The sequence below is a fragment of the Hymenobacter armeniacus genome (assembly GCF_014699055.1).
GTDB lineage: Bacteria > Bacteroidota > Bacteroidia > Cytophagales > Hymenobacteraceae > Hymenobacter > Hymenobacter armeniacus.
On the sequence record NZ_JACXAC010000004.1, the window covers coordinates 332,369 to 356,888 of the forward strand.

The following is a 24,520-nucleotide window of genomic DNA, read 5'->3' on the forward strand; positions in this document are numbered from 1 at the left end:
CGTTGGGGGAGCTTGTAGTTTTGCAAAACCGCCCGGGCCCGGCCCGCTGCGCGGCGCGTGAGGACCCGTGTTTATGATTTCGTTGACTGCATCGGCCCGGCCGATTTCGCGCAAGGCCCACCGCGTGGCCGTGGGCGCCTTGTTTTTTTTGTTGGGCCTGTGCTTTGCGACTTGGGCGTCGCGCATTCCGAGCGTGCAGCAGCGCATGGGCATCTCGGAGGCGGCGCTGGGCGGCGTGCTGCTGGCCATTCCGCTGGGGCAGCTGCTGTCGCTGCCCTTCACGGGCTGGCTGGTGGCCCGCGAAGGCAGCCGCAAAGTGGTGCTGTGGGGCGTGGTGCTGTACGCCGCCGCGTTGCTAGGCCTGGGCTGGGCCAGTAGCCTCTACCAGCTGGTGCCCTGTCTGGTGCTGTTTGGCGTGGGCGGCAACCTCACCAATATTTCGGTGAACACCCAGGCCGTGGGCGTGGAGCGGCTCTACAAGCACAAGCCCATCATGGCCTCGTTTCACGGGCTCTGGAGCCTGGCCGGGTTTGTGGCGGCGGCCATTGGCTCGTTTATGATTGGGCACGCCGTGGTGCCGGGCTTGCATTTTATTTTCATTGCGCTGTTCATTCTGGCGGGCCTGGCCGTGAGCGCCGGCTACACCGTGCGCCAGGACAGCGGCGTCGACCCCGACCAGCCCATCTTCGTGAAGCCCGACAAGGAGCTGCTGGGCCTGGGCGCCATTGCCTTTTGCGCGCTCATCTGCGAGGGAGCCATGTTCGACTGGAGCGGCGTGTATTTTAAGAAGGTGATTCAGGCCGACAAAGACTGGGTGGGCGCGGGCTACACGGCGTTCATGAGCACCATGGCGCTCGGCCGCTTCGGGGCCGACTGGCTAGCCCACCGGCTGGGCCCGAAGCGCGTGATTCAGCTCTGCGGCCTGCTCACGGCCAGCGGCTTGCTGATTGCGGTGCTGCTGCCCATGCTGCCCACGGCCCTGCTGGGCTTTTTGCTGGTGGGGTTTGGCACCTCGGCGGTGGTGCCGCTGGTGTACTCGGCGGCCGGCAAATCCACGCACATGTCGGCCGGCATGGCCCTGGCCTCGGTCTCTACGATTGGCTTTTTCGGGTTTCTGCTGGGCCCGCCCGTGATTGGCATGGTGGCCGGGGCCACCAGCCTGCGTGTGTCGTTTGCGCTGATTGCCTTGATGGGGCTGTGCGTGTCGGCGGTGGCGGGCCGGGTGCGGGTGTAGGGCATTGGGGAGATGGAAGCGGGGGAGAAGGGAGGAAAAAAGAACGGTCGTGCTGAGCGAAGCGCAGCGTAGTCGAAGCATCTCTACTGCGGCAGTGATTCCAACATTTAGGTTAGCATTGCGGTAGAGATGCTTCGGCTGCGCTCAGCATGACCGTTCTTTCTATTCTCGTAATAACCCAACCCAAAACACCTCATGCCCGAAACCTCACAAGTGACCAAATACGCCTGGGACGACATGCCCAAGGAGCAGCTCTCCGACCAGCTGTCGCGGCGCCTCATCACCGGCGATAAAATGATGCTGGCCCATGTCTACCTCAAAAAAGGCTGCATCGTGCCCCTGCATCACCACGAAAACGAGCAGATTACCTACATTCTGGAAGGCGCCCTGCGGTTTCACATTGGCTCCGAAGACGGCGAGGAGGTCATCGTGCGGGTGGGCGAAGTGCTGCACATTCCCTCCAACGTGCCGCACATGGCCGAAGCACTGGAAGACACGCTGGACGTGGACATTTTCAGCCCGCCCCGCCAGGACTGGTTGGATAAATCGGACGACTACCTGCGTCAGAAATAGCCGCATGGACCTCGGACTACAAGGCAAAGTGGCCCTGGTGGCCGCCGCCAGCAAAGGCTTGGGCCGCGCCGTGGCCGAAGAACTCGCGGCCGAAGGCGCCGCGCTGGTGCTCTGCGCGCGCCATGATGACGCGCTGCAGGCAACCTGTGCCGCCATCGAGGCCGCTCACGGCGTGCCCGTTCTCGGCCTGACCGCCGACGTGGCCAACCCCGCCGACGTGGCCCGCCTGGTGCAGGCCGCCCAGGAGCGGTTTGGCCGCATCGACATTCTGGTGACCAACGCCGGCGGCCCGCCCGCCGGCACCTTCGACACGCTGAGTGCCGAGCAGTGGCAAGCCGCCACCAGCCTGCTCCTCACCAGCGTGGTGGAGCTGACCCGCGCCGTGCTGCCCGGCATGAAAGCGCAGGGCTGGGGCCGCATTCTCAACATCACCTCCATCTCGGTGAAGCAGCCGGTGGAAAACCTCATGCTTTCGAACAGCCTGCGGGCGGCCGTGACGGGCATGGCGCGCACGCTGGCCACGGAAGTCGCGCCGCACGGCATCACCGTCAACAACATTCTGCCCGGCTACACGCGCACCGAGCGCGTGGTGAGCCTGGCCGACGCCACGGCGGCCAAGGAAGGCATTTCGGCCGCCGACGCCACGGCGCGCTGGGAAAATCAGATTCCTATGCGGCGGCTGGGCGAGCCGCGGGAGTTTGCGGCGCTGACGGCGTTTCTGTGCTCGGAGCGGGCCAGCTACATCACCGGCACGTCCATCCCGGTAGACGGCGGCTGGATACGCTCGCTGCTGTAACCTCTGCGGCGCGTTGCGTATAACAAAACGTCATGCTTACTCTGGCGCGGACGCCAGAGTAAGCATGACGTTCTTTTTTGCCTGGCCTTCTCCCACCGCTCGCATTTTTCATTTTGACCGAAACCCTCACCCACCGCCAGAAGATGCTCACCTTCGCCGGCATTTTGCTGGCCATGTTTCTGGGGGCGCTGGACCAGACCATTGTGAGCACGGCGCTGCCGCGCATCGTGGCCGATTTGCAGGGGCTCGATAGGTTTACGTGGGTGGCCACGGCCTACTTGGTGGCCAGCACGGCGCTGGTGCCCATCTACGGCAAGCTGGCCGACATGTACTCGCGGCGCACGATTGAGGTGGTGGCGGTGAGCATTTTCCTGGTGGGCTCGATGCTGTGCGGGCTGGCAGGCGAGTTTGGCCCGCTGCCGCTGCTGGGCGACGGCATGACGCAGTTGGTAGTGTTTCGGGCCATTCAGGGCTTTGGCGGCGCGGGGCTGTTTGCCATGGCCTTCATCATCATTGCCGACCTGTTTGCCCCGGCCGAGCGGGGGCGCTATCAGGGTTTTACGGGGGCGGTGTTCGGCACGTCGTCGGTGCTGGGGCCGCTGCTGGGCGGCTTTCTTACGGACCGGGGCACGGGGCTGATTCCGGGCGTGGCCGGGTGGCGGCTGGTGTTCTACGTGAACCTGCCGCTGGGCGCGCTGGCCCTGTGGTTTATCCTTACCCAAATGCCGCCGCTGCGCCCCACCACCGAACCCAAGAAGTTTGATTTCCTGTCGGCTGTGCTCTTGATGGTGGGCCTGGGGCCGCTGGTGGTGGCCTTGCAACTCAACAAAGCCACGTATGGCTGGACATCGCCGCTCACGTTGGGCTTGCTGGCGGTGGCCGTGGCGGCGCTGGGCCTGTTTGTGGGGCGCAGCCTGCGGCACGAAAACCCCATTCTCAACTTCGGCTTGTTCAAAAACCCGGTGTTTCGGACGGCCAATGCGGCGCTGTTTCTCATGGGCGGCGCGTTTTTGGGCGTCATCATTTTCGAGCCGCTGTTCATGGTGAGCGTGCTGGGCGAAACGGCCACCCGCGCCGGCATCAGCCTCATTCCGATGTCGCTGGGCGTAGTGACGGGCTCGATGCTGGCCGGGCAGATGGTGTCGCGCTTCGGCCACTACAAGCGCTGGATGCTGGCCGGGCTCTCGCTGCTGCTCGTGGGCCTGTCGCTGATGGCCACCATGCCCATCGACGTGCCCTACTACCGCGTGCTGCTGTACCTGGCCATCTGCGGGCTGGGCCTGGGGCCCACCATGCCGCTCTACACCCTGGCCGTGCAAAACGCCACCGAGCCCGCGCTCATGGGCCAGGCCACTTCGGCCAGTCAGTTTTTTCGGCAAATTGGCGGGGCCATTGCGGCGTCGGTGCTGGGCACGGTGCTCACCCTCACGCTGGCCCAAAACCTGCCCGCCACCGCCGCCAGCCCCGCCACCCAGCAAACGGTGGTGGCCGAAGGCCCGGCCTTGCCCGCTGCTACTGCCACGGGCCCGCCCACGGAGGCCATGCGGCAGGCTTTCTCCAAAGCCATTTCGCGGGTGTACTTTTTCAACATCTTCCTCGTGGTGGGCGGGCTGATAATGACGCTGTTTGTGCCCGAACTGCCCCTGCGGAAGGCGAATGAGAATGTGCCGGTCGCGGTCGAGTAACAACGCCCCCGGTCTAATGGCAAAGCCGTCAGACCGGAGCGTTAAGCTATTACTTGCCCAGCCCCACCCAGCCGCGTTGCATGGCGTAGTACACGGCCGTACCTACCACCAAGCCCACCAAGTAGCCATACGGCAGCCCCGCGCACAGCAAGCCCACCAGCAGTGCCACCAGCAAGTCGCTGCGCTCGGCGCTGATGTCGCGCAGCAGCGTGGCCAAGGACAGCGCCTCAAACAGCAGCAGCACGCCCAGCACCGGCAGCGGGAAAATCTGCACCACCTCGGCAAAGCCCTGGCTGAAAAACAGCCCCATCACCAGGAATAGGCCGCCGTAGATGACCACCGAGCCGCCGGTGCGGGCCCCAAACGCGTAGTGCCCCACCATGCCGCCCGAGCCGTGGCACACCGGAAAGCCGCCGAGAAACGGATTGACTAGGTTCATCAGCGCATAGGTGAAGCTGATTTTGCGGGTGGTGAGCTGGCGCTCGGGAAATAAGTCGTGCGCTACCTGTCGGGTGGCCAGCACCGAGTTGCCGAGCGACAGCGGAATCTGGGGCAGCGCCAGCAGCAGGGCGCCGGTGAGGATATCCGGCGTCTGGGGCAGGTGCCAGGCGGGCAGGTGCAGACCGATGGCCTTTTGCGCGGTGGCCAAATCGAGCTTGAACACCAACGCATACGCCACGCCCAGGGCGATGACGAGCAGCGCCGCCGGCCAGCGCCGGTTGCCGAACAGCACCACCGTGACCACAAAAGCGGCCGCCGCCAGCGCGTAGCCGGCCGCGCCGTCGGCCCCCACGTACTTGGTGAGCGCCAGCGTGGCCAGCTGCAGGGCCAGCCCAAACTGAATGCCGCGCACCACCGCCTTGGGCACCAGCCGCGCCAGCGCATCAATCAGCCCCGTCACCGACAGGAAAAACATGCTGACGCCAATGGCCAGCCCGCCCCCAAAAATGATGCGCCCGGGAAGTTTCTGGGCAATGACCAGGGCCGCAAACGCCTTGAGCGGCTGCACCGGCATGGGCATGCGGTACCACAGCCCCGAAAACACCTGCATCAGCCCGAACATGATGAGCACCCCGGCGCTGTCGACGCCCGAAGCGGCGATGACGCCGATGAGCAGCGGCAAGTCGGTGCCCAGGTCGCCAAACGCGCCGGCCAGCTCGTTGCGGTCGAAGCGCAGGGACGGGCGGGCGGGAGCAGGGGGCGCAGGTTGGGTTTGGGTGAGCATCGTGCAACTATTTCTTGTTGTCCCGCAAGCGCGCCAGTTCGCTGGCTTGCTCGGCGGCTTCGCCCAGGTACTCGCCGCTGGTGTAGCCTTTACGGAAGCGCAGCGGCTTGAGGCGCTTGCCCAAGGCCTCCACGGCCATTTCGTGGTCGAGGGCGCCTTCGTTATGGGCCAGGAACACCGTGGCCACGCCGTTGCCGATGAAGTTGGTGATGCTGCGCGCTTCCGACATAAACCTATCCACGCCCAGTAGCAGGGCCAGGCCCTCCACTGGTATCACCTTCATGGCCGTGAGCGTGCTGGCCAGCACCACGAAGCCGCTGCCTGCCACGCCCGCCGCCCCCTTGGAAGTCACCATCAAAATACCCATCATGGTCAGAATCTGAGCCCCGGAAAGGTCGACGTGGAAGACCTGGGCCAGAAATAAGGTCGAGAGGGAGAGATAGATGGTGGTGCCGTCGAGGTTGAAGGAATAGCCCGTGGGCACCACCAGCCCCACCACCGGCTGGGCGCAGCCCATGCGCTCCAGCTTCTCCATGAGGCCCGGCAGGCCGGCTTCGGAGGAGGAAGTGCCCAGCACAATCAGCAATTCGGCTTTGAGGTATTTCAGGAACGACCACATGCCCACGCCGCAGTAGCGCAAAATGGCCCCCAGCACCAGAAACACGAACACGCCCATGGTCAGGTACACCGTCGCCATGAGCTTGCCCAGCGGCAGCAGGGTGGCGATGCCGTACTTCCCAATGGTGAAGGCCATGCCCCCAAACGCCCCAATGGGCGCCAGCAGCATGACAAGGTGCAGCCCCCGAAACACGTATTTCGAGGCTGCTTTCAGGAAATGAATAACGGGTTTGCGGCCGGCGTATCGGCTGAGCGCAATGCCCAGCGCAATGGCTACTAGCAGCACCTGCAGCGTGAGGTTGTCGGCCAGGAAGTGGCCCCAGGAGAACTCAGTGGCCCGCTTCGTGAACTCGCCCACCTTGCCGGCATCCAGCCGGCCGGTGCTCACGTCCGCGCCCGGCCGCACCAGCGCCGCCACGCCCACGCCGATGAGCAGCGCCAGCGTGGTCACAATTTCGAAGTACAGCAGCGCCTTGCCGCCAATGCGGCCCACCTTCTTCAGGTCGCCCATGGTGCTGATGCCGAGGGTAATGGTGAGAAAGATGATGGGGTTGATGAATAGCTTCACCACGTCGATGAAACGCTTGCCCAGGGGCTCCATCTGCACGGCGGCGGCGGGCGCAAAGTGACCCAGCAGCGCCCCGGCAACTATGGCCAGCAGCACCCAAAACGTAAGGTTGCGGGTGAGTTTTTTGAATTTCATAGGCGGCGGGTAGGGGCGGAAAGGAATTGCAAGAACGTCACGCTAAAAAGAACGTCCGTGCGGAAGAACGTCACGCAGAGCGCAGCATCTTGCCCGCCACCGCCAATCCTTTCGTTGAACGATTGGTTTACTTGCTGCGGGCAAGATGCCTCGCTGCGCTCCGCATGACGTTATAGATTTCCATTTCGCCCACCCAATGAACCCCGCCATCCTGCTGCCCGCCGCCAGCTACGAATTCGCCAGCATCCAGAAGGTGAGCGGCGCCGGCCCACCGGTTTCGGCCTCCGACCAACTCGCGGCCGAAGAGCCGCTGGAAATCCGCATCGGCTACGAGGCCGACGGCCAGCGCCAGCACCGTACCCTGTCGGTGACCATGCGCACGCCCGGGCACGACGAAGAGCTGGCCGCCGGCTTCCTGCTCACCGAGGGCCTCATCCACGCCAAAGCCGACCTGCTGGGCGTCATTCCCTGCCCCGACGTGCAAAAGGCCGAAGAAGCCGGCAACGTGGTGCGCGCGGAGCTGGCCGCGCACGTGCAGGTCAATTTCCAGGCCATGGAGCGGCATTTCTACACCAGCTCCAGCTGCGGCGTATGCGGCAAAACCAGCATTGATGCGGTCCGCACCGCCTCCTGCCCCGTGTTGCCCACCGATGGCCCGCACCTCCGCTACGCCACGGTGCACCAGCTGCCGGAGAAATTGCGCGCCGCCCAGGCCGGCTTCGAGCAAACCGGCGGGCAGCACGCCTCGGCGCTCTTTTCGCCCGAAGGGGAGCTGCTGCTGCTGCGCGAAGACGTGGGCCGCCACAACGCCTTGGACAAGGTCATTGGCGCCGCGCTGCTGGCCGGCTGGCTGCCCTTGCACCAGCACGTGTTGCTGGTGAGCGGGCGCGTCAGCTTCGAGCTGGTGCAGAAGGCGGCGGCGGCCGGCATCGGCGTGTTGGCGGCGGTGGGCGCGCCCAGCAGCTTGGCCATTCAAGCAGCTGAGAGCTTCGGCATGACGGTGCTCGGCTTTGTGCGCAACGAGCGGTTCAACGTGTACTGCCACGGCTGGCGTTTGACGGAGAGGGGCGAATAAGCTTTTCTCGGCTCCGCCACTGGGGGCTACAGCGGTGGCTTTACTTCAAAATCGAAGCTGGTAGTTCCCGCCGAGCCGTTAGGGCTGAGGCCCTGCACCACCACCCGGTACCTGCCGGCCTGGTCGGAAGTGTAAAACGAGAGCTCCTCTGCGCTGGCATTGGGGTTCCAGTAGAGCAGGTTGCGGAAGTCGGGCATGCGGCTTTGGACGGCTTGCGGGGTGTCGTAGCGGGGGGCGTAAAACTCGCGCTGGCCCTGCAGCCCTTCGTAGTCCTGCAGCAGGGCGTAGGGGTCGGGCGGCACCCCGCCCAAATCCCCTTTGTAAGAGGTGTAGCTCACCACACCGTTGTACACGAGTGGGCCGTGAAAATATCGGGCCGTAATCACGTCCAGACGTTTGATTTTCAAGGGGTCAACGGCCATTATTTTGTTGGTGTCGAATACGGGCATTCCGTCCAGCAGCACCAGCGGGCTTTCCAGCAGGTTGCGCGAGTTGTGGTCGAGCACCAGAAAGTGGAAGCCGTCCTTGCGCATACGTACCATCACCCCCGGCACGTATTCGCGCATCACCTCTTCGAGGGTCTTAAACCGGGTAAATTGGTCGAGAAAGTACCGCTCGTCGGGCTTGCCGTAGAAAGTGGCGGTGTCGAGGAGGGGCGTGGAGTAGGCCGGCGTTTTGCTTTGGAAATGCAGCTGTACTTCCGATTGCACGTGGCGCTGGCGCAGGCCGGCTGCCCAGCCCGGCGGCAGCCACAACGGCGCCGATGGCCGCCGGGCATAGCGCGTGGAAAACGGCGACAGCAGGTCGACGCGGTACAGGGTGTCGCGCTCGGTATTGGGCTGCACGATGAGTTGGGTGGGGCCGTACAGGTCCGGCGCTTCAAAGCGAATGCTGCCGTCGGCCCGGCTCACAGAATTGTATAGCTGGAAATAGCGGCCGGGCATCGTGAGGTAGACGGGCACATTGGCCACGGGCGCGCCCGTGGCGCTCAATACCACTTGGCCCCGCACCACGTGGCCGTTGAGTTCGGGCAAGTGCTGCAGCGGCGCTGGCTTGGGGGCCAGCACGTCGGCCCACTTAAAGCGGCTCCAGCCCTGGGTCAGCATCAGGTTGTCGGTGGCTTCGGCGCGGTCGCGGCTTGGGCTCGTCAGGTAGTATTCCGGGTTCTCCACCACGCCCCGCAGCTCCGAGGTCAGCCACAGGTAGGGCACGATGTTGGTCCCGCCCGCGGCCGAAAGCGAATCGAGCTGATACACCGCCACCGACAGGTTGGCCGGTCCGGCGGCCGTCAGCCGCAGGCTCACCTTTTCGCGGGGCCCGTACTGCGGCTTGTCAGTTTGGGCCGCGAGGCGGAGTTGTTGGGCCGGCGGCCGGAAGTAAAGCCGCTCGCACACCGGCTGCCGGTGGCTGTTGAATAGCGTGAAATGCGAGATGCCATCGGCCAACCCGGTTTTGGCCACGCTGAACACGGCCTTGCCTTCGTAAAGTTGGCCCGTGGCCGCCACCGCCACCTGCTGTCCGGCGTGGGCCAGTAGGAAAAGGCGCTCGTCCGCGTCGCCGGCTCCGGTTGCTTGCACCACCAGCCGCAGCCGCTCAGCATTGCCTTCTTCTAGGCGCAGCACGTAGCCCCGCGTCTCCACCACGGGCAGGCTGACGACGATGGGCGGGCGGCGGGCCAACTTGATTTCGGCCCGGTATCCCCCGCCCGCGCTGGCCGGAACGAAGGAAAAGCTACCCAGGCCCTGCCGCAGCGTGGCAAACTGCGCCACGCGCGCGCCGCTGGGGTCGAGCACTACGCCGGTAGCCGCCACGCCGTGCCCGGCCCCGTCCGTTATTTTAAAGCCCACCCGGCTGAGCAGGCCTTGCACGAGGTGGCCGCCTTCGGGAAAAAATTGCGCATCGGGCGCGGCGGCCGGGCCAGCCGCTGGCAGTCCCGATTGCGTGTGCGTGTTCACCACGCTCACCGTGGTGTGGAAATACAGTTCGGGGTCGCCGTTCTGCATCCAGCGGGTATAGGCGCGCACCGTGTAGTGGCCCGAAGGCAAAGACGAAGGCAGCACTAGCGACCCCCACCCTGCGGCGTGCATTACCCCAATTTTGGTTTGCAGCACGGGCACGTTCTCGCGATTGAGTACTTCCACGTAGGCCACTTTGCTGGCGGCCAGGGGCCGGTGGGGGTTGCCGGCCACAGTGTAAGCCTTAAACCACATGGTTTCGCCGCTCAGGTAGCTGGGCCGGTCCACGTGTAGGTAAAGCTTTTCGGCGGGCACGCGCTGGCTGTAGGCTGCGAAGCGCGTGCCAATGGCCGGCAGCAGGGAGTCGGCGGGCTGCTGGGCCCGGGCCGCGCTCAGGCCCAGCAGCCCGGCTACGGCCGCGCCGAGCAAGCGTGTCCGTAGCCGGCAAAACGTCAAAAAGGAGCGGTCAGTCATTAAGAAAAAGGACGCAAAAGGGGGCAGCGTGAGGCGGCTTGGGGCAGTGGCTAGGGCCAGAAGCTCGGCTTCACGTTGGTGCCGCGCCGGCGGCAATCCACGCAGTCGGGCGACGATGAAAGGTAGAAGACCGGGTTGAAGTTGCCATCAAGAAGGGCATAGGTCGGCACGTTGACCGGGTTGCGGAAAACGTCGTTTACCAGGCGCAACGGAATGGTGTCCTGGTAAATGCAGTCTTCGTATCCCGTGGCGTACTTCGTGCCCAAGGGCAGCTGAGACCGGTCGATGAACATGCGCTTTTGCGTGACGGACGTCGCGCCGACGTAGCCCAGCACGAGCTCGCCGGCATCGTCCAGGCAGTGCACGTTGCCGGTGAGTTGCGTGGGCAGCGGGTCGAAGAGGGTGCCGAGGCTCTCGGTGTTCTTCTGCAGCATTTCCCAGTAAGCGTATTCTTCGGCCGTTTGGGCCAGCTGCTGCACCAGCAGGCTGTACTTCACGCGCAGCTTGTAGGAGTTTCGGGGCAGCAAGTGCAGCGGCGCGTCGGCCACCACGTCATCGCTCAGTTTCTGGGTATTACCCAGCATGATGGACGTGGAATTGGCCGTGCTCCAGCACGTGAAAATGTTCTCGATGCGCGGCCGCATGGCCCCGTTGACGTACTCGTAGTCGGACCGGAAAGCCGAATTGTACTGCCAGGTTTCCTGCGCTTTCCAGCGGTAGTAGCGGGTGGCGTTGGCGGGGTCATGCGTGTTCACATAGAGGCGCACCCCTTGGCCATCCACGCTCCAAGTCACACTGTCGATGGGCGGGGCCACCTTGGCCACCACCAAGTCGGAAGCATAGCGCCGGCCCGTCAGCGTGCTCACCTGCAACTGGTAGCGGCGGTTGGGACTCAGGGTCAGGGGCTGCGACGAGTATGTGCCCGGCAGTCGTTCGGCGAGGGGGTAGAGGGCGCCGGCGTCATCTTTGATGCTCACCATGGCCTTCAGCTCGAAGGGCGACACGGTGGTGGCCGCCAAGCTCTGACTCCTCGACAGCCGGATAACCGTGACGCCGTTCAGGTTGATGAAGCCGTCGACCACCAAGTAGCGGGCGGGCGAGCTTATCACCGGCGGCGCGTAGGGTTCCACGCAGGCCGCAAGGCTCAACAGCAGCCCCAGTACACAATATTTTATGGCGCGCAACATCGGGCGGGTTAAAATTTGAAGTTGTAGGTGACGGTGGGAATGGGCTGCGCGAAAATGGACAGCTGGTAGCCCTTGATTTGCCCGCCCACCGATTTGAAATACACCGAGTACGGGTTGCTGCGGCCGGTCAGGTTGTACACGGCCACCGTCCAGGAGCTGTGGGCCAGCTTCTTGATGCGGTGGTTGCCCTCGATGTTCATCGAAAAGTCCACGCGGTAATAGTCGGGCACGCGGTAGGCGTTGCGGTCGGAATAATACACGCGGCCCGTGCCGTCGATGTAGTACTTCGACAGCGGCAGCGTGATGGGCCGGCCCGTGCTGTAGTTGAAGTTCACCGACGTGCTGAAGCGCTTGCTGAAGCGGTAGTTGCCGGCCAGGTTCACTTCGTGGGGCTTGTCGTAGTTGCTGGGGTAGTAGGCGCCGCCGTTGATGCGTTCGGCCGGGTTATCGGGATTCACCTGCGCCAGTGTGCGGGCGTAGGTGTAGTTCAGCCAGCCGTTCACCTTGCCCGCGGTCTTGCGAACCGAGAATTCGACCCCGTACGCTTTGCCCCGGGCACTCACCACGTCGGTTTCGAGGTGGGGGTTGAGCAGCAGCTTGGCGCCGCCCCGGTAGTCCAGAAAGTCCTGCATCACCTTGTAGTAGGTTTCCACCGACGTTTCAATGGTGTTGGCCTTGAAGTTCCGGTAGTAGCCCACCGACACTTGGTCGCCCACCTGCGGGCGCACGTAGGCATCGCTCAGCTTCCAAGTGTCGGTGGGCGACACCGAGGCCGTGTTGGTGAGCTGGTGAATGTACTGGCGGGTGCGGTTGTAAGCGGCCTTCACCGAAGAGTTGTCGTTGAGCGCGTACTTCAGCGAGGCCCGGTACTCGGGGCCGTGGTAGGTGGCCACGGTGCGGCCGCCGCCGTAGCGCACCGTGTCGAGCACGGTGGTGGGGCTACGCGGGCGGCCTTCTTCGTAGCGGTACACGTCGCGCGGGCCCAGCGCCTGGTAAAAAGAGTAGCGCAGCCCCAGGTACACCGAAAAGCGCGCCGTCACGTCCCACCGGTCCGAAAGGTACAGGGCGCTTTCCTGGGCCTGCTCGCGCGCCAGGGTTTGCTCCACTACCAGCGATTTGTCGCCGCGGGGCTGCAGGCTGCCCGGCAACATGTTGTAGCGCAGGGTGCTGCCCCCAAAGTCGACCGTATGCGCCGAGCTGTGGAAATAGCTGAAATCGACTTGGCCGCCCAGCTGTTCGATGTCGAAGCGCAGCACCGAGGCGTTGACCGGGTTGCGCGCGCTTTCTATCTGGTAGTCGTAGCGGCTGTACGTGCCGGTGAGCACCCCAAACAGCCGGCTGCCGAAGGTGCGGCGCCACTTCACGCTCCCGTTCCGGTTCTGGTAGGCATACGTGGTGTCGCCGCCAAACCTGAACCGGTCGCGGCTGACATAGCCGTTTACCGACAGCGTATTGTTCGCGTCAAACGTGTGGTTGACCTGCGCGTTCACGTCGTAGAATGAGGCCGAGCTTTCGCGCAGGGTGCGGCTGGGTAGCTTGCCCAGTAGCCAGTCGGAATAAGACGTGCGCCCACTCACCAGAAACGAGGTTTTGTCTTTCACAATGGGTCCTTCCAGGGCCAAGTGGCTGGTGAGCAGGCCAATGCCGCCGGCCCCGGCAATTTTCTGCTTGTTGCCTTCGCGGGTGGTGATGTCGAGCACCGACGACAGGCGCCCGCCGTACTTGGCCGGAATGCCGGTTTTGTACAGCTCCACCGACTTGAGAATGGCGGGGTTGAAGCCCGAAAAGAAGCCGAACAGGTGCGAAGGGTTGTAAATGGTGGCGTCGTTGAACAGAATCAGGTTCTGGTCGGTGCCGCCGCCGCGCACGCTGATGCCGTTGCTGCCCTCGCCCACCGATTTCACGCCCGGCAGCAGCAGTACCACCCGCATCACGTCGGTTTCGCCAAAGGCCGTGGGCACCTGCCGCATGGTCTTGATGTCGAGCTTCTCGACCCCGATTTGCATGCCGGTCACGTTCTTGGTTTTCTCGGCTTCCACCACCACTTCCTTCAGCACCACCACGTTTTCTTCCATCTGCACGTCGAGCTGGCCGTTGGCCAGCAGCAGCACGCGCCGCCGCGTGTTCTTGATGCCAATGCCCCGAATGTTGAGCACGTGCGGCCCCACGGGCAGCGTCAGGGCATAATACCCTTGCGCGTCGGTGGCCACGCCCCCGCCGGGGCCGTCCACATACACCGTGGCGCCGGCCACCGGCCCGCCGGTTTTGGCCGAGCGCACGTGCCCGGTCAGCGTGGCCCGGCCGCTAGCCGGGGCGGCGCTCAACCGCCCAATTTCATAGAGCTGCGACGGGCTGGCGGCCACCGGCACCGGCTGGCCCGCCACGGCCGCGCTGTCGGCCCCCGGTGCTGATGCCAACGTTTCGAAAAAACCAGCGGGCAGCACCAGGGGCAGGCCCGTTCCCTTGGTGATAAACACGTGGCGGTCGGCGTCCATCGAAAACCGCAACGCAGTGGGCTGCAGCGCCTGCCGCAGCACCGATGCCACCGTTTGCTCCCGGGCTTCTGCCCGCACTGTCACGCCCCGCACCGCGGCCGAATCGAAATAAATGCGGTAGCCGCTGCGGGCTTCCAGCTGCTTAGCCAGCTGCTCCACGCTCAGGTCCTGGAAGCTTCCGCTGATGAGCGGCTCGGCTTGCTGAGCCCAGCCCAGCCGGCTGCCCGTGCAACACACAATCAAAATAACAAGCCGGTAAAGAGTTTTCATGCAAGCGAAGCAGGTAGAAAAAAGCCCTGGTGACGGTGAAGTAAGCACCCGAGCAAAGAAAAGGAGCGATGGAAGCGCCGCATCAGGGGAGGGGCGCCAGGGCGCCCGCGTACCGTACCAGTTCCGTCAGGGCCCGTTCACGCCCGTTTTCGCCAAAGTTCAGCTGCTGTGCTTTCAGGTATTTGCGCAGGGCAGCCTTTTGTTCCGGAAACACCCCTAGTACTGAATTTGCGCTGCCAACTTTGTGGTAATGACCATTTTTGTGAACGAAATAGGTTGCCTTTTCCTCCATTTCGCCTTGCAGACCAGTGGCCGTGGAGCGCTGCTGAACTGATTTGCGCCGCGCCGCCAGCAGGCGCGCCCGGCCGTCGACTAACACCTCGTAAAAACCGGTCTTAAGTGGGGCCTCTTCGCCGGTGGCCACCACCACTCGAACAAACGAATGCGTGTCGATGGTGAATCGGGCCAGGTTTTCGGATACCAGTTGTAGGTAATAATCGTTGGACGGGGCTTTGATGACCACTTGGTCGCGCATCAAATCGTAACGCAGTTCCACCCCAGGGTACAGTACGCCGCGATAGTAGACCGAGCCCGTTTGCGAGTCGGCGGAGCCGAAGAACTGGTGCCCGCTGATGTTGCCGCTCACGTAGTGGGCGTATTCCGGGCCATTGTAGAGGCGCGTTTCAAACCCCACGTCGGCCGCGTAATGCCGATAGAAGGCGTCAGGCAGTGAGACCCTTGCTCGCCCCGAGTCTGGTAGTGCAACGCTTTGGGCCTGGGCATGCGCTTTGGGAAACAGCAGAAGAATAAGGAGGTAGCAGAGAAAGACGTTTTTCATTCGAAGCAAAAAGCCACCCGTGTTCCGACTGGGAAAGATGACCGCACAACGGGATATGGCCTACCAATGTACTAGACTTGTCGCATATGGCCGGGCGCAACGGCTACTTCCGTCTTACGTTAGACATAGCATCCTCCATTTCCCGCCCCATTCTCATGAAACTGCGCATCGAAGACGACACCCTCCGCCTGCGCCTCTCCGATGGCGAGGTGCGCGAATTTGCCGAGCAGGGCCGCGTGGAGGGCGCCGTGCATTTCGGCCTCGGCCCCGAGCAGCGCCTGACCTACGCCCTGGAGCGCGGCTCCGAACGCCCCCAGACCATGCCCAACGAGGAGCCCGTGCAAATCCATTACGAGCCCGGCGCCCTGACCGTGCTCGTGCCCTTCATCCTGGCCAAAGCTTGGGTTGAAACCGACCAGAACGGCTTTTCGCACGAGCTGCCGTTGGCTGACAATCAGCATTTGCGCATCCTGGTGGAGAAGGATTTAGACTGCAAGCACTAAGGAAATGTTGAGGGTTGGGTGTTGAATGTTGAGTGCTCCGGCAGCCTCTGAAGATTCGGCCCTTTTGCATGCAACATTCAACACTTAAAAACTCAATCTTTCAAGATGCCCGATACTCCCAACTCCCCGCAAAACGACCCGAGCAAGGCCGGTCGCTCCCACGAGCAAGGCGCCCAAGACAACGCGCCCAAAAGCGGCGAGCGGCCCGCCCAGGGCAGCGCCCCCGCGCCTAACCACTACAAATCTGACCCCAACCGAACCCACGTGCACGCCCACATTCCTGCCCCCGACGTGGCCAACGCCAAGTACCAGCACCCCGTGCTGGCCCAGCCCCCCGAAGCCCTCACCGGCCTGCACCTGGAGGAGCGCCAGAAAATTGCGGCCGGCGTCACGGCCGTGCTCAAGTCCATGCAGTTTAGCTGGAGCGAGGCGGGCATGACGCGCGGCACCCACGCGCTGCTCAAAATGAACCAGAAGGACGGTTTCGACTGCTCGAGCTGCGCTTGGCCCGACCCCGACGAGCACCGCTCGGTGGCCGAGTTTTGCGAGAATGGCGCCAAAGCCGCTGCCTCCGACTCCGACCACCGCGCCGCCGGGCCCGAGTTCTTCGCCAAGCACAGCCTGGCCGAGCTCTCGCGCATGACCGACCGCGACCTCAACAACGCCGGCCGCCTCACGCACCCGCTGGTGAAGCGCCCCGGCGACAACCATTACTCGCGCATTGCCTGGCCCGACGCCTTCGACATCATTGCCAGGGAATTGAACGCCATGGATTCGCCCGACGAGGGCATTTTCTACACCTCGGGCAAGGTGCCCAACGAGCCAGCCTTCCTGTTTCAGCTGTTTGTGCGCGAGTTCGGCACCAACAACCTGCCCGACTGCTCCAACATGTGCCACGAGAGCAGCGGCTCGGGCCTCACGCCCACCACGGGCCTGGGCAAGGGCTCCGTCACGCTGAATGACATTCACGAAGCGGAGGTGCTCATCATCATGGGCCAGAACCCGGGCACCAACCACCCGCGCATGCTCTCGGCCCTACAAATCGCGAAGAACAACGGCGCCAAAATCATCAGCGTGAACCCGCTGATTGAGGCCGGCCTCAACCACTTCCGCAACCCGCAGGATTTCATGAACCCGCTCAAGGCGCTGGGGGCGCTGGTGGGCGGCGGCACCCCAATTACCGACGTGTACCTGCAGGTGCGCATCGATGGCGACATGGCCCTGCTGCGCGGCATCATGAAGCACCTGTTTGAGGCCGATGAGCTAAACCCCGGTCAGGTGGTCGACCACGCGTTTGTGCAGGAGTTTACCACCGGGTTTGAAGAGTTCAAGCAGAACATCCTCAGCACCAGCTGGGAGGACATTGAGGAAGTCAGCGGCATCAGCCGCGCCCAGCTGCTGGAGGCGGCCAACCTCATTGCCCGCAAGCAGAAAATCATCGTGTGCTGGGCCATGGGCATCACCCAGCAGCGCCAGGGCGTCGAAACGGTGAAGGAAATCGTGAACCTGCTGCTCATGAAAGGCGCCATCGGCAAGCCTGGCGCGGGCACCTGCCCGGTGCGCGGCCATTCCAACGTGCAGGGCGACCGCACCATGGGCATCTGGGAGCGCATGCCACAGCACTTCCTCGACTCATTGGAGAAAGAATTTGGCTTCACGCCGCCCAAAAAAGAGGGGTTCGACGTGGTGGAGTCCATCAAGGCCATGCGCCTGGGGCACACCAAGGTGTACTTCAGCCTGGGCGGCAATCTGCTGGCCGCCGGCCCCGACACCGAAGTCATTGCCGAAGCCATGCGCCAGCAGAAGCTAACCGTGTACGTGGGCACCAAGCTCAACCGCGGCCACCTGGTGACCGGCGAAACCAGCCTGCTGCTGCCCACCTTTACCCACGCCGACATCGACCTGCAAAAGGCTGGGCACCAAATGACCAGCTGCGAAAATTCCATGGGCGTGGTAAGCCAGAACAAGGGCGTGCTGGTGCCCGTGGCCGGCGACCAGCTCAGCGAAGTGGCCATCATCTGCGGCATGGCCATTGCCACGCTGGGCAGCAAAAGCAAGACCGACTGGGTGGCCATGACGGAGAACTACGACGTCATCCGCGACCACATTGCCCGCGTCATTCCCGGCTTCGAGGACTACAACATGAAGCTGCGCAAGCCCGGCGGCTTCTACCTGCCCAACGGCCCCCGCGAGCGGAAATTCACCACCGACAACGGCAAGGCCAACTTCTCAAAAACCACCTTGGAGAAGTACCCCCTGGAGCCCGACCAGCTGGTGCTGATGACCGTGCGCTCGCACGACCAGTTCAACACCACCATCTACGACTACAACGACCGGTACCGCGGCATCCACAACGAGCGCCGCGTGCTGTTCATGAACCCCGCCGACATGGAGGCCCGCGGCCTCAAGGCCAAGGACCTCATCGACATCACGAGCCACTACAAAGGCGAAGAGCGCCGCGTGGAAAAGTTCGTGGCCGTACCCTACGACATCCCGAAAGGCAACGTCTCGGCCTACTTTCCCGAGGCCAACCCGCTGGTACCCATCGGCTCGGTGGCCAAAGTAAGCAACACGCCCACCTCCAAATACGTGGTGGTGACAGTGATGCCGACGGCGGCGAATAACGACGTGCGAATCAAAGAGCGGGAAAAAATGATGGCGGAATAACGCCTGTCATTGCGAGGCGGAGCCGAAGCAATCCGTCCTGTCAAAACCAGCCCCGTTCCTTTACCAGAAAGCCCCGGTACCGCAAGGGTGCCGGGGCTTTTTATTGACTTTATCACATTAAAAAGGCTAGTCGCTGAGAACAGGACGGATTGCTGTGCTGCGCTCTCAATGACAGGCAGGTCGCTTAAACCGCAGCCGGTTGCTTTTCCAGGTCAAACAGCTCGCCCAGCAGCTCCACTAGCTGGCCGGCGTCGTCGCGCTTGCAGGCGGCTTTGAGCTGTAACACGTGCTGCTTGAGCACCTTTTGCATCAGCGAGCGGGTGGCTTCGTCGAGGAGCTTGCTTTCGGCGGGGGTGGCTTTTTTCTGGAAGCGGTCGAGCTCTTCCTGGCGCAGCTGCTCCAGGCTGGCTTTTACTTTTTGAATGATGGGCGACACCATCATTTCCTTGGCCCAGTCGCTGAGGCCGACAATGCTTTCGGCAATGATGGCGCGCACCTGGGGCACGGCGGCCAGGCGCATTTCCAGTGCGGCCGAGGCCTTGCTCTGGATGGCGTCGATGTTGTACACCAGCACGCCGGGCACCTGCTCCACGTCGGCGGCGATGCTGCGGGGCACGCTCAGGTCGACGAAGAACTTGAAGCTCAGCACGTCGAGGTGCTGCACCAATTCTTTCGTGAAGAACGGCTCGGCGCGGTTGATGGAGGAGATGATGACGTCGGCTTCCCGCAGCGCGGGCACCAGGTTTTCAAAGTCTACGATGTTCATGCCGCACTCCTCGGCCAGCGACTCGGCCTTGCTGCGGGTGCGGTTGCAGAGGGTGATGGTGCCAAACGCCTTGCTGGCGGCCAGGTGGCGGCACACGTCGGCCCCGATTTCGCCCAGGCCCACCACCAGCACGTTGGGGTTGGCCACGTCGGCGGTCAGCTCTTCTACCAGTTCTAGGGCGGCGTAGCTCACGGAGGCGGCGCCGTCGCGGAAGCTGGTTTCGGTTTGCACACGCTTGTTGGTGAAGAACACCGTGTGCAGCAGGCGGTGGAGGAAGGGGCCGGCGGCGTCGGCATCGGCGGCCCACTGGTAGGCCATTTTCACCTGGTTGCTGATTTGCAGGTCGCCCACCACCTGCGCGTCGAGGCCCATGGCCACTTCGAAGAGGTGCTGCACGGCCGCGTCGGCCTCGGTGAGCAGGTCGAAGTAGGGCAGAAACTGGCCGATGTCGGCGCGGTCCTTGAGGTGGCCCAGCGCGAGGATGATTTCGCGGCTGCGGTCGTCCTCCGCGGCGTAGTAGACTTCGGTGCGGTTGCAGGTGCTCAGCACAAGTAAGTCGGAGAGACCCAGCTCGTTGTGCAGCGTGTGTAAAAAGCGGCGACAAGCGGCCTCGTCTAAAGAAAGCAGCTCGCGGATGGCCAGCGGCGCTTTCTTGAAGGATAGGCTAACGGCCTTGAACGGATGGGACATAGAATAGACGACACGAAATCGGACTACAAAATTACGGCAGGATTTCGGTTCCGAATACTAACAGCCAGTGCCCGTCCGGGGTTCGGCCCCAAACCTGATGAATATCAGCCGGCGGGCCCATCCCAAGCGTAGCACGGGCACCTGGCCGGCGGGCGGCTGATGAAAATCAGGTGCCCGGCGCTAGCCACCCAGCCTCAACACCGCAACTTTTCGGAAAAACCGCCGTGCGCAGGGCCCGTACCTTTGCTGCATGTTAGTGAAAAACCCCTCTGCTGCTGACTCTCCACTCGTGCCGCGCCCCGCCGGGGTTGCCTCGAGCGCAGGCCCGGCCGGCAGCGACCCCGGCGCCGTGGGCGCCGCCGACGAAACCGCGTCGCTGGAAGCGGCCGAAGCCATGGCCGTGCCCGCGCCGGCCGTCACCTCGCCCGTGGCGTGGGTGCTGCTGCTGGTGCTGGCCTCCATCTGGGGCACGTCGTTTATTCTGATGAAGAAGGGGTTGGTGGTGTTTTCGGCCATGGAACTGGGCGCTACCCGCGTGGCGGTGGCCTCGTTGCTGCTGCTGCCGTTTGCCCTGCGCCACGTGGGCAGTGTGGAGCGCAGCCGCTTCAAGTGGTTGGCCCTGAGCGGTATGGTAGGCACCTTTATCCCGGCTTTTCTCTTTGCTTATGCCGAAACCAAGCTGGCCTCGGGGCTAGCGGGCGTGCTCAATGCCCTCACGGTGGTGTTCACGCTGCTGGTGGGCGCCTTGCTGTTTGGGCAGCGGCTCACGGGCTTGCGGGTGCTGGGCATCACGCTGGGGCTGGTGGGCACGGTGGTGATGCTGCTGCTGGGCGGCAGCGGCGGGGCCGAAACGCCCACCGGCGAGGGCAACGCCTGGTACGGCGTCTACATCCTCATTGCCACCATGGGCTATGGTCTGAGTGTCAATGTTATCAAGCACAAGCTGGGCGGGATGACGCCGGTGGCCGTCACGTCGGTGCTGTTGCTGCTTATTGGCGGGCCGGCGCTGGTGTATCTGCTGCTGGGCACGGCCTTTTTGCACAAGTTATCCACCGTGCCGGGCGCCTGGGCGGCCTTTGGCTACATTGCCCTGCTGGCTACCATGAGCACGGCCGTGGCCATGGTGCTGTTCAACAAGCTCATTCAGCAGTCCACGGCGCTGTTTGCCTCGTCCAGCACCTACCTCATTCCCATCGTGGCCCTGGCGTGGGGCGCCCTCGACGGCGAAGCCTTCAACCTCTGGCATTTTGCCGGCATGGTGGTCATTCTGGCCGGCGTGCTCATTATCCACCGGGCCAGGTAAGAATGGGTGAATGGGTGAAGTGAATACATTCCTTTCACTCATTCACATACGGCCATTCCTGGAACCGCGCGGGCAGGCCGGCGGCGCGGGCGTTGCCGCGCACGTAGGCCAGCAGGCGGGTGAGTTCGGCCTCGTCCTGCACTTCGTATTCTTGCCAGCCCACTTGCCAGAACTCGGCTTCGGGCGGAAGCTTGGGGCGCACCAGGCGGCGGCAGGCGGTGCCGGTGCGCAGGTGCAGCAGGTCGATGGCTTTGGCGAAGGATAAGTTGCTGGTTTCGGGCAGCAGCACCACCAAATGGACGTGGTTGGGCAGAATGGCGAAGCCCAGCACAGCGAAGCCGGTTTCTTCCAGCATCAGGATTTCGCCGGCCAGCGCTTCGGCCATTTTCTCGCTGTCGAAGTAGCGCGGGCCGATGGGGGCGCGGTCGAGCACGGCGTCGAATGCGGCGAAGAACTGCTTTTGGGCGCGGCGGTGCTCGGCGCCGGCTTCGTGAGCCCGGCGCCGTTCGGCTTGCAGCTCGCGGCCGGTGGCGGCCGGTATGGTGCCGTGCAGGCGAAAGGTGATGAGACTGATGGGCATGGCCGGGCGCCGCAGGAGAAAATATTGGAAAAGAAAGCCGCCTCAAGAACGGCAGCAGCGAGAAATTAGCTGAAGCAGGAAGGCAATGGCTTTTTGGTACTCATAGGCTTACTCGCGGTGCCTATGGGGCGAGGCCGGCGGTAGGGTAGCGGGCGAAGTGGCGCGAGCGGTTGAAGGGGCGCCGGTGTCGGAGTTATTGCGGTTCATGGGCCGTAACAAAGGGGCTTGGTTGAAATTACTGTAACGGCCCACTACACGAACCTTGTCCCGTCCAGGCGTGCTACAATGTCGGGCGCTGTTTACAAATACCCGCTTATTCTTCTTCGCACGCTAGGTGCAAACCGCTGCTGACACGGCAGTGCGTTTCACCGTTTTCTTCCCGGAGCCTAACCCTCCTTCCTGCATGCACACCCTCCTCATCGACGACGACCTCATCGGCGTCTTTCTTACCGAGCGCCTGCTTCGGCGCGAGGCATTTTCCGACGACATCGTCACGCTGAGCACCGCCCACGAGGCCTTGACTTTTTTGCAGCAGGCCGCCCCCGACGAGCTGCCCCGCGTGGTGTTTCTGGACCTGAACATGCCCATGATGAACGGTTGGGAACTGCTGGCGGCCCTGCAGCCCATCGCCGACCGCCTGCGCGGGCGCTGTCGGTTCTACATCCTCACGTCGTCGCTGGCCCAGGCCGATACGGCCCGCGTGGACGAGTTTGCGCTGGTGGCTGGCCTGCTGCGCAAACCCATCGACAGCGAGCAGATACGCCTGGTGCGCACGCAGCTGGAGCAGGCCGCAACAGGCTAAGCGCCGGGGGCGGTGGGGAGCTCGATGTAAAAGGTGGTGCCCTTGTGTTCTTGGCTGTCGAACCAGATGCGGCCGTTGTGCAGCTGCACTATCGTGTGAATGAGGTGCATGCCCAGGCCGGTGGTTTTTTCGCCGCGCAGGCCGGGCCGCCGGGCTTTGGTGAAGCGGTCGAACAGCACTGGGTGGAGCTGCTCGGGTATGCCGATGCCGTCGTCGGCCACGGCCACCAGCACGTGCTCGGCGCGCTGCTCCAGCGACACGGCAATGCGCCCGCCCTCGCCCGTGAACTTGATGGCGTTGGACAGCAAGTTGTTGATGACCTGCAGGAACTTGTTGTGGTCGATTTCGACGTAAATCGAGGGGCGCGAGGTTTCGAACGAAAACCACTTGGCCACCAGGTACTCGTTTTTTTGGTAGGTTTCCATCACCTGGCGCAGCTCGGCGGCCAGGTCCACGCGCGTGCGCTTCAACTCCACGCTGGCCGAGCCCATAAACTCCCCGTCCACGAAATCGCGAATGAGGTTCACGCTGTCGCGGCAGGTGTCCTGCATCACGCGTATCATGTTCTGCACCTGCGGGTCGTTCAGGGCCTGGGTTTTCTCTTCGAGAAAGTCGGCCAGCTGGCGCAGCATGTTGAAGGGACCGGCCAGGTCGTGCGACAGGATTTCCAGCGTCGTGTTTTTCTTGGCCATGTACAGGTCGGCGTTGCGCAGGTATTCCTGCTCCACGGTCACGTCCTGCACCGAGCCCGTGAGCAGCTCCTGGCCGTCGGCGGCGGTGGCGCGGTGGGCCTGCATGGCCAGCCAGCGCAGGGGCCGGTCGGGGCCGGGCTGCAGGCGTAGCAGCAGGTCGTCGCGCAGCTCGCCCGAGGCCAGGTCGACAAAGCACTCGCGGGCGTAGGCCTGGTCGTCGACGGGCAGCCAGTGCAGCAGCTGCGGCAAGTCGGCGTCTACGTTTTCGCAGAGCAGGCCCGGAAACAGCTTCTCATAGGAGGGGCTCAGGTAGAGCACTTTGCCCGCGCTGATGCTGTAGATGAAGAAGGTTTGCCGGCTGCCTTCGAGCAAGTGCTGAAACAAATCCGGGGGAGTGAGCATGGGAAAGGGAAGCAGAAAAACGCGGCGTTGGGGGAGCGGCCCACCACTAAAAAAACGGGTTGGTACAGCCACACCTGCTGGCGGGCCGAAATGCAAGCAGGCCGAAATATACAGCGTTTCGCCCCAGCCGGATGCCCCCGGCAGGCGCTGGTGGCGGCGCCTGCAGCTGGGCAGCCACTGGCTGCAGCATGCAGCGCTTCAGCGGCTTCAGGCGGGCCTGGCACATTGGCAGCGCCTATGTCGCATTCGTGCAATACTTCGCCTGGCAAAATATATACATTTTACTATGTTTTTGTCGCTCCTTCTATGAGGGGACGCGCGGCCAGGGGTGAGACGGGCCACCCCCGGGAGCGCAGAGTGGCAACTACGGCAAGGCCTATGATGCGACCAACTACACGCTTTTTTTAGCTGACCCGGCCGTGCCGCCCCAGGAGTTGTGGCCTGGGGCGCGCCACACGCCAGCCCTTTTCTCTCCTTTTTTCTGTTTTAACGTTCTGACTCATGAAAAATCCGTTGTTGCCCGTCGCCACCCGTTTCGGCCGGACGTGCGTTGTTGCCCTCCTAGGGGCTGCGCTTAGTCTCCTTGTTGCCAGTTCCAGCCAGGCTCAGGCCCCCCAGCGGTGGGCCGGGGTCGTAAAAATGACCGATTTGAGCTACCGCGTGTGGGCCTGCAACCCAGCGGCCAAGCCGGGCTTCATCCAAATGGTGGACGACAAAGGCACCGTTTACTTCGAGCAGTACAGCTCAGCCACCAATTTCGGGCGCAAGCTCAATTTCAGCGAGTTGCCCAACGGCAAATACACCATTCTGGTGAAAATCGGCTACGACGAACACCGGTTCAGCGTGAACATGCAAAGCTCGTCGCGCCAATGGGCCGACGTCGAGCAGCAGGAACTCAGCCAGCGCCTCATCACGATGGAAACGGCACCCAAGCCCGTGAAATAGCCGCGTTTTTCTCCACGAGCCCGGCGTGTGCCACAACCGGCA

Annotated in this window: 19 protein-coding genes; 10 read left to right on the plus strand and 9 right to left on the minus strand. The window is 63.4% G+C overall.

The window, feature by feature from the left end:
• Nucleotides 1-73: 73 nt before the first annotated feature.
• The 4 genes from IC234_RS12925 (at nucleotide 74) to IC234_RS12940 (ending at nucleotide 4,288) form a co-directional block, all read left to right on the plus strand.
• On the plus strand, nucleotides 74-1,234 hold the full coding sequence (locus IC234_RS12925; protein ID WP_190925236.1) for an MFS transporter: 1,161 nt from the start codon (nucleotides 74-76) through the stop codon (nucleotides 1,232-1,234).
• Nucleotides 1,235-1,429: 195 nt separating this feature from the next.
• Nucleotides 1,430-1,807 (plus strand): cupin domain-containing protein, encoded by a 378-nt coding sequence (locus tag IC234_RS12930; RefSeq protein WP_190925238.1) that lies wholly within the window; start codon nucleotides 1,430-1,432, stop codon nucleotides 1,805-1,807.
• A 4-nt stretch (nucleotides 1,808-1,811) separates the two neighbouring features.
• Nucleotides 1,812-2,603 (plus strand): SDR family oxidoreductase, encoded by a 792-nt coding sequence (locus IC234_RS12935; protein ID WP_190925240.1) that lies wholly within the window; start codon nucleotides 1,812-1,814, stop codon nucleotides 2,601-2,603.
• Between the two features lie 113 nt (nucleotides 2,604-2,716).
• The gene (locus tag IC234_RS12940) at nucleotides 2,717-4,288 is read left to right on the plus strand and encodes an MDR family MFS transporter (RefSeq protein WP_223827665.1); all 1,572 of its coding nucleotides are present in this window, start codon (nucleotides 2,717-2,719) and stop codon (nucleotides 4,286-4,288) included.
• Nucleotides 4,289-4,337: 49 nt separating this feature from the next.
• Here the strand turns inward: IC234_RS12940 and IC234_RS12945 are convergent, their stop codons facing one another.
• Nucleotides 4,338-5,513 carry a putative sulfate/molybdate transporter gene (locus IC234_RS12945; protein WP_190925242.1) on the minus strand — a complete coding sequence of 392 codons (1,176 nt, stop codon included), beginning with the start codon at nucleotides 5,511-5,513 and terminating at the stop codon, nucleotides 4,338-4,340.
• A 7-nt stretch (nucleotides 5,514-5,520) separates the two neighbouring features.
• A complete protein-coding gene (locus tag IC234_RS12950) occupies nucleotides 5,521-6,834 on the minus strand; it encodes a cation:dicarboxylate symporter family transporter (protein WP_190925245.1) in 1,314 nt (437 codons plus the stop codon).
• Nucleotides 6,835-7,030: 196 nt separating this feature from the next.
• On the opposite strand from IC234_RS12950, the gene fdhD reads away from it, so the two are divergent.
• On the plus strand, nucleotides 7,031-7,909 hold the full coding sequence (gene fdhD / locus IC234_RS12955) for a formate dehydrogenase accessory sulfurtransferase FdhD (protein WP_190925247.1): 879 nt from the start codon (nucleotides 7,031-7,033) through the stop codon (nucleotides 7,907-7,909).
• A gap of 26 nt (nucleotides 7,910-7,935) precedes the next feature.
• Here the strand turns inward: fdhD and IC234_RS12960 are convergent, their stop codons facing one another.
• The 4 genes from IC234_RS12960 to IC234_RS12975 all read right to left on the minus strand — a co-directional run bounded on the left by IC234_RS12960 (nucleotide 7,936) and on the right by IC234_RS12975 (nucleotide 15,128).
• The gene (locus IC234_RS12960; RefSeq protein WP_190925249.1) at nucleotides 7,936-10,338 is read right to left on the minus strand and encodes a hypothetical protein; all 2,403 of its coding nucleotides are present in this window, start codon (nucleotides 10,336-10,338) and stop codon (nucleotides 7,936-7,938) included.
• A 50-nt stretch (nucleotides 10,339-10,388) separates the two neighbouring features.
• Nucleotides 10,389-11,525 carry a DUF4249 domain-containing protein gene (locus IC234_RS12965; protein WP_190925251.1) on the minus strand — a complete coding sequence of 379 codons (1,137 nt, stop codon included), beginning with the start codon at nucleotides 11,523-11,525 and terminating at the stop codon, nucleotides 10,389-10,391.
• 8 nt (nucleotides 11,526-11,533) lie between these two features.
• Nucleotides 11,534-14,290, minus strand: a complete 2,757-nt coding sequence (locus IC234_RS12970; RefSeq protein WP_190925253.1) for a TonB-dependent receptor — start codon at nucleotides 14,288-14,290, stop codon at nucleotides 11,534-11,536.
• Nucleotides 14,291-14,372: 82 nt separating this feature from the next.
• Nucleotides 14,373-15,128: a hypothetical protein gene (locus tag IC234_RS12975; protein WP_190925255.1), complete on the minus strand. Its 756-nt coding sequence runs from the start codon at nucleotides 15,126-15,128 to the stop codon at nucleotides 14,373-14,375.
• Nucleotides 15,129-15,283: 155 nt separating this feature from the next.
• Between IC234_RS12975 and IC234_RS12980 the strand changes: the two genes are divergently transcribed.
• Together IC234_RS12980 and IC234_RS12985 are read left to right on the plus strand one after the other, a co-directional pair.
• A complete protein-coding gene (locus IC234_RS12980) occupies nucleotides 15,284-15,631 on the plus strand; it encodes a DUF7009 family protein (protein ID WP_190925257.1) in 348 nt (115 codons plus the stop codon).
• Between the two features lie 105 nt (nucleotides 15,632-15,736).
• The gene (locus IC234_RS12985; protein ID WP_190925259.1) at nucleotides 15,737-18,298 is read left to right on the plus strand and encodes an FdhF/YdeP family oxidoreductase; all 2,562 of its coding nucleotides are present in this window, start codon (nucleotides 15,737-15,739) and stop codon (nucleotides 18,296-18,298) included.
• A gap of 184 nt (nucleotides 18,299-18,482) precedes the next feature.
• On the opposite strand, the gene hemA is transcribed toward IC234_RS12985, so the two are convergent.
• The gene (hemA, locus tag IC234_RS12990; RefSeq protein WP_190925261.1) at nucleotides 18,483-19,754 is read right to left on the minus strand and encodes a glutamyl-tRNA reductase; all 1,272 of its coding nucleotides are present in this window, start codon (nucleotides 19,752-19,754) and stop codon (nucleotides 18,483-18,485) included.
• A 250-nt stretch (nucleotides 19,755-20,004) separates the two neighbouring features.
• On the opposite strand from hemA, the gene IC234_RS12995 reads away from it, so the two are divergent.
• Entirely contained in the window at nucleotides 20,005-21,057 is a 1,053-nt protein-coding gene (locus tag IC234_RS12995; RefSeq protein WP_223827666.1) for a DMT family transporter, read from the plus strand.
• Between the two features lie 34 nt (nucleotides 21,058-21,091).
• Here IC234_RS12995 and IC234_RS13000 read toward each other — a convergent pair whose 3' ends face one another.
• Complete coding sequence (locus tag IC234_RS13000) at nucleotides 21,092-21,637, minus strand: transposase (RefSeq protein ID WP_190925263.1); 546 nt, start codon at nucleotides 21,635-21,637, stop codon at nucleotides 21,092-21,094.
• Nucleotides 21,638-22,040: 403 nt separating this feature from the next.
• Between IC234_RS13000 and IC234_RS13005 the strand changes: the two genes are divergently transcribed.
• The gene (locus IC234_RS13005) at nucleotides 22,041-22,439 is read left to right on the plus strand and encodes a response regulator (RefSeq protein WP_190925265.1); all 399 of its coding nucleotides are present in this window, start codon (nucleotides 22,041-22,043) and stop codon (nucleotides 22,437-22,439) included.
• On the opposite strand, the gene IC234_RS13010 is transcribed toward IC234_RS13005, so the two are convergent.
• Nucleotides 22,436-23,533, minus strand: coding sequence for a sensor histidine kinase (locus tag IC234_RS13010; RefSeq protein WP_190925267.1), 1,098 nt, complete (start codon nucleotides 23,531-23,533; stop codon nucleotides 22,436-22,438). The two genes, IC234_RS13005 and IC234_RS13010, sit on opposite strands and share 4 nt — an antisense overlap.
• Before the next feature lie 639 nt (nucleotides 23,534-24,172).
• On the opposite strand from IC234_RS13010, the gene IC234_RS13015 reads away from it, so the two are divergent.
• Nucleotides 24,173-24,478, plus strand: coding sequence for a hypothetical protein (locus IC234_RS13015; protein ID WP_190925269.1), 306 nt, complete (start codon nucleotides 24,173-24,175; stop codon nucleotides 24,476-24,478).
• Nucleotides 24,479-24,520 lie beyond the last annotated feature (42 nt).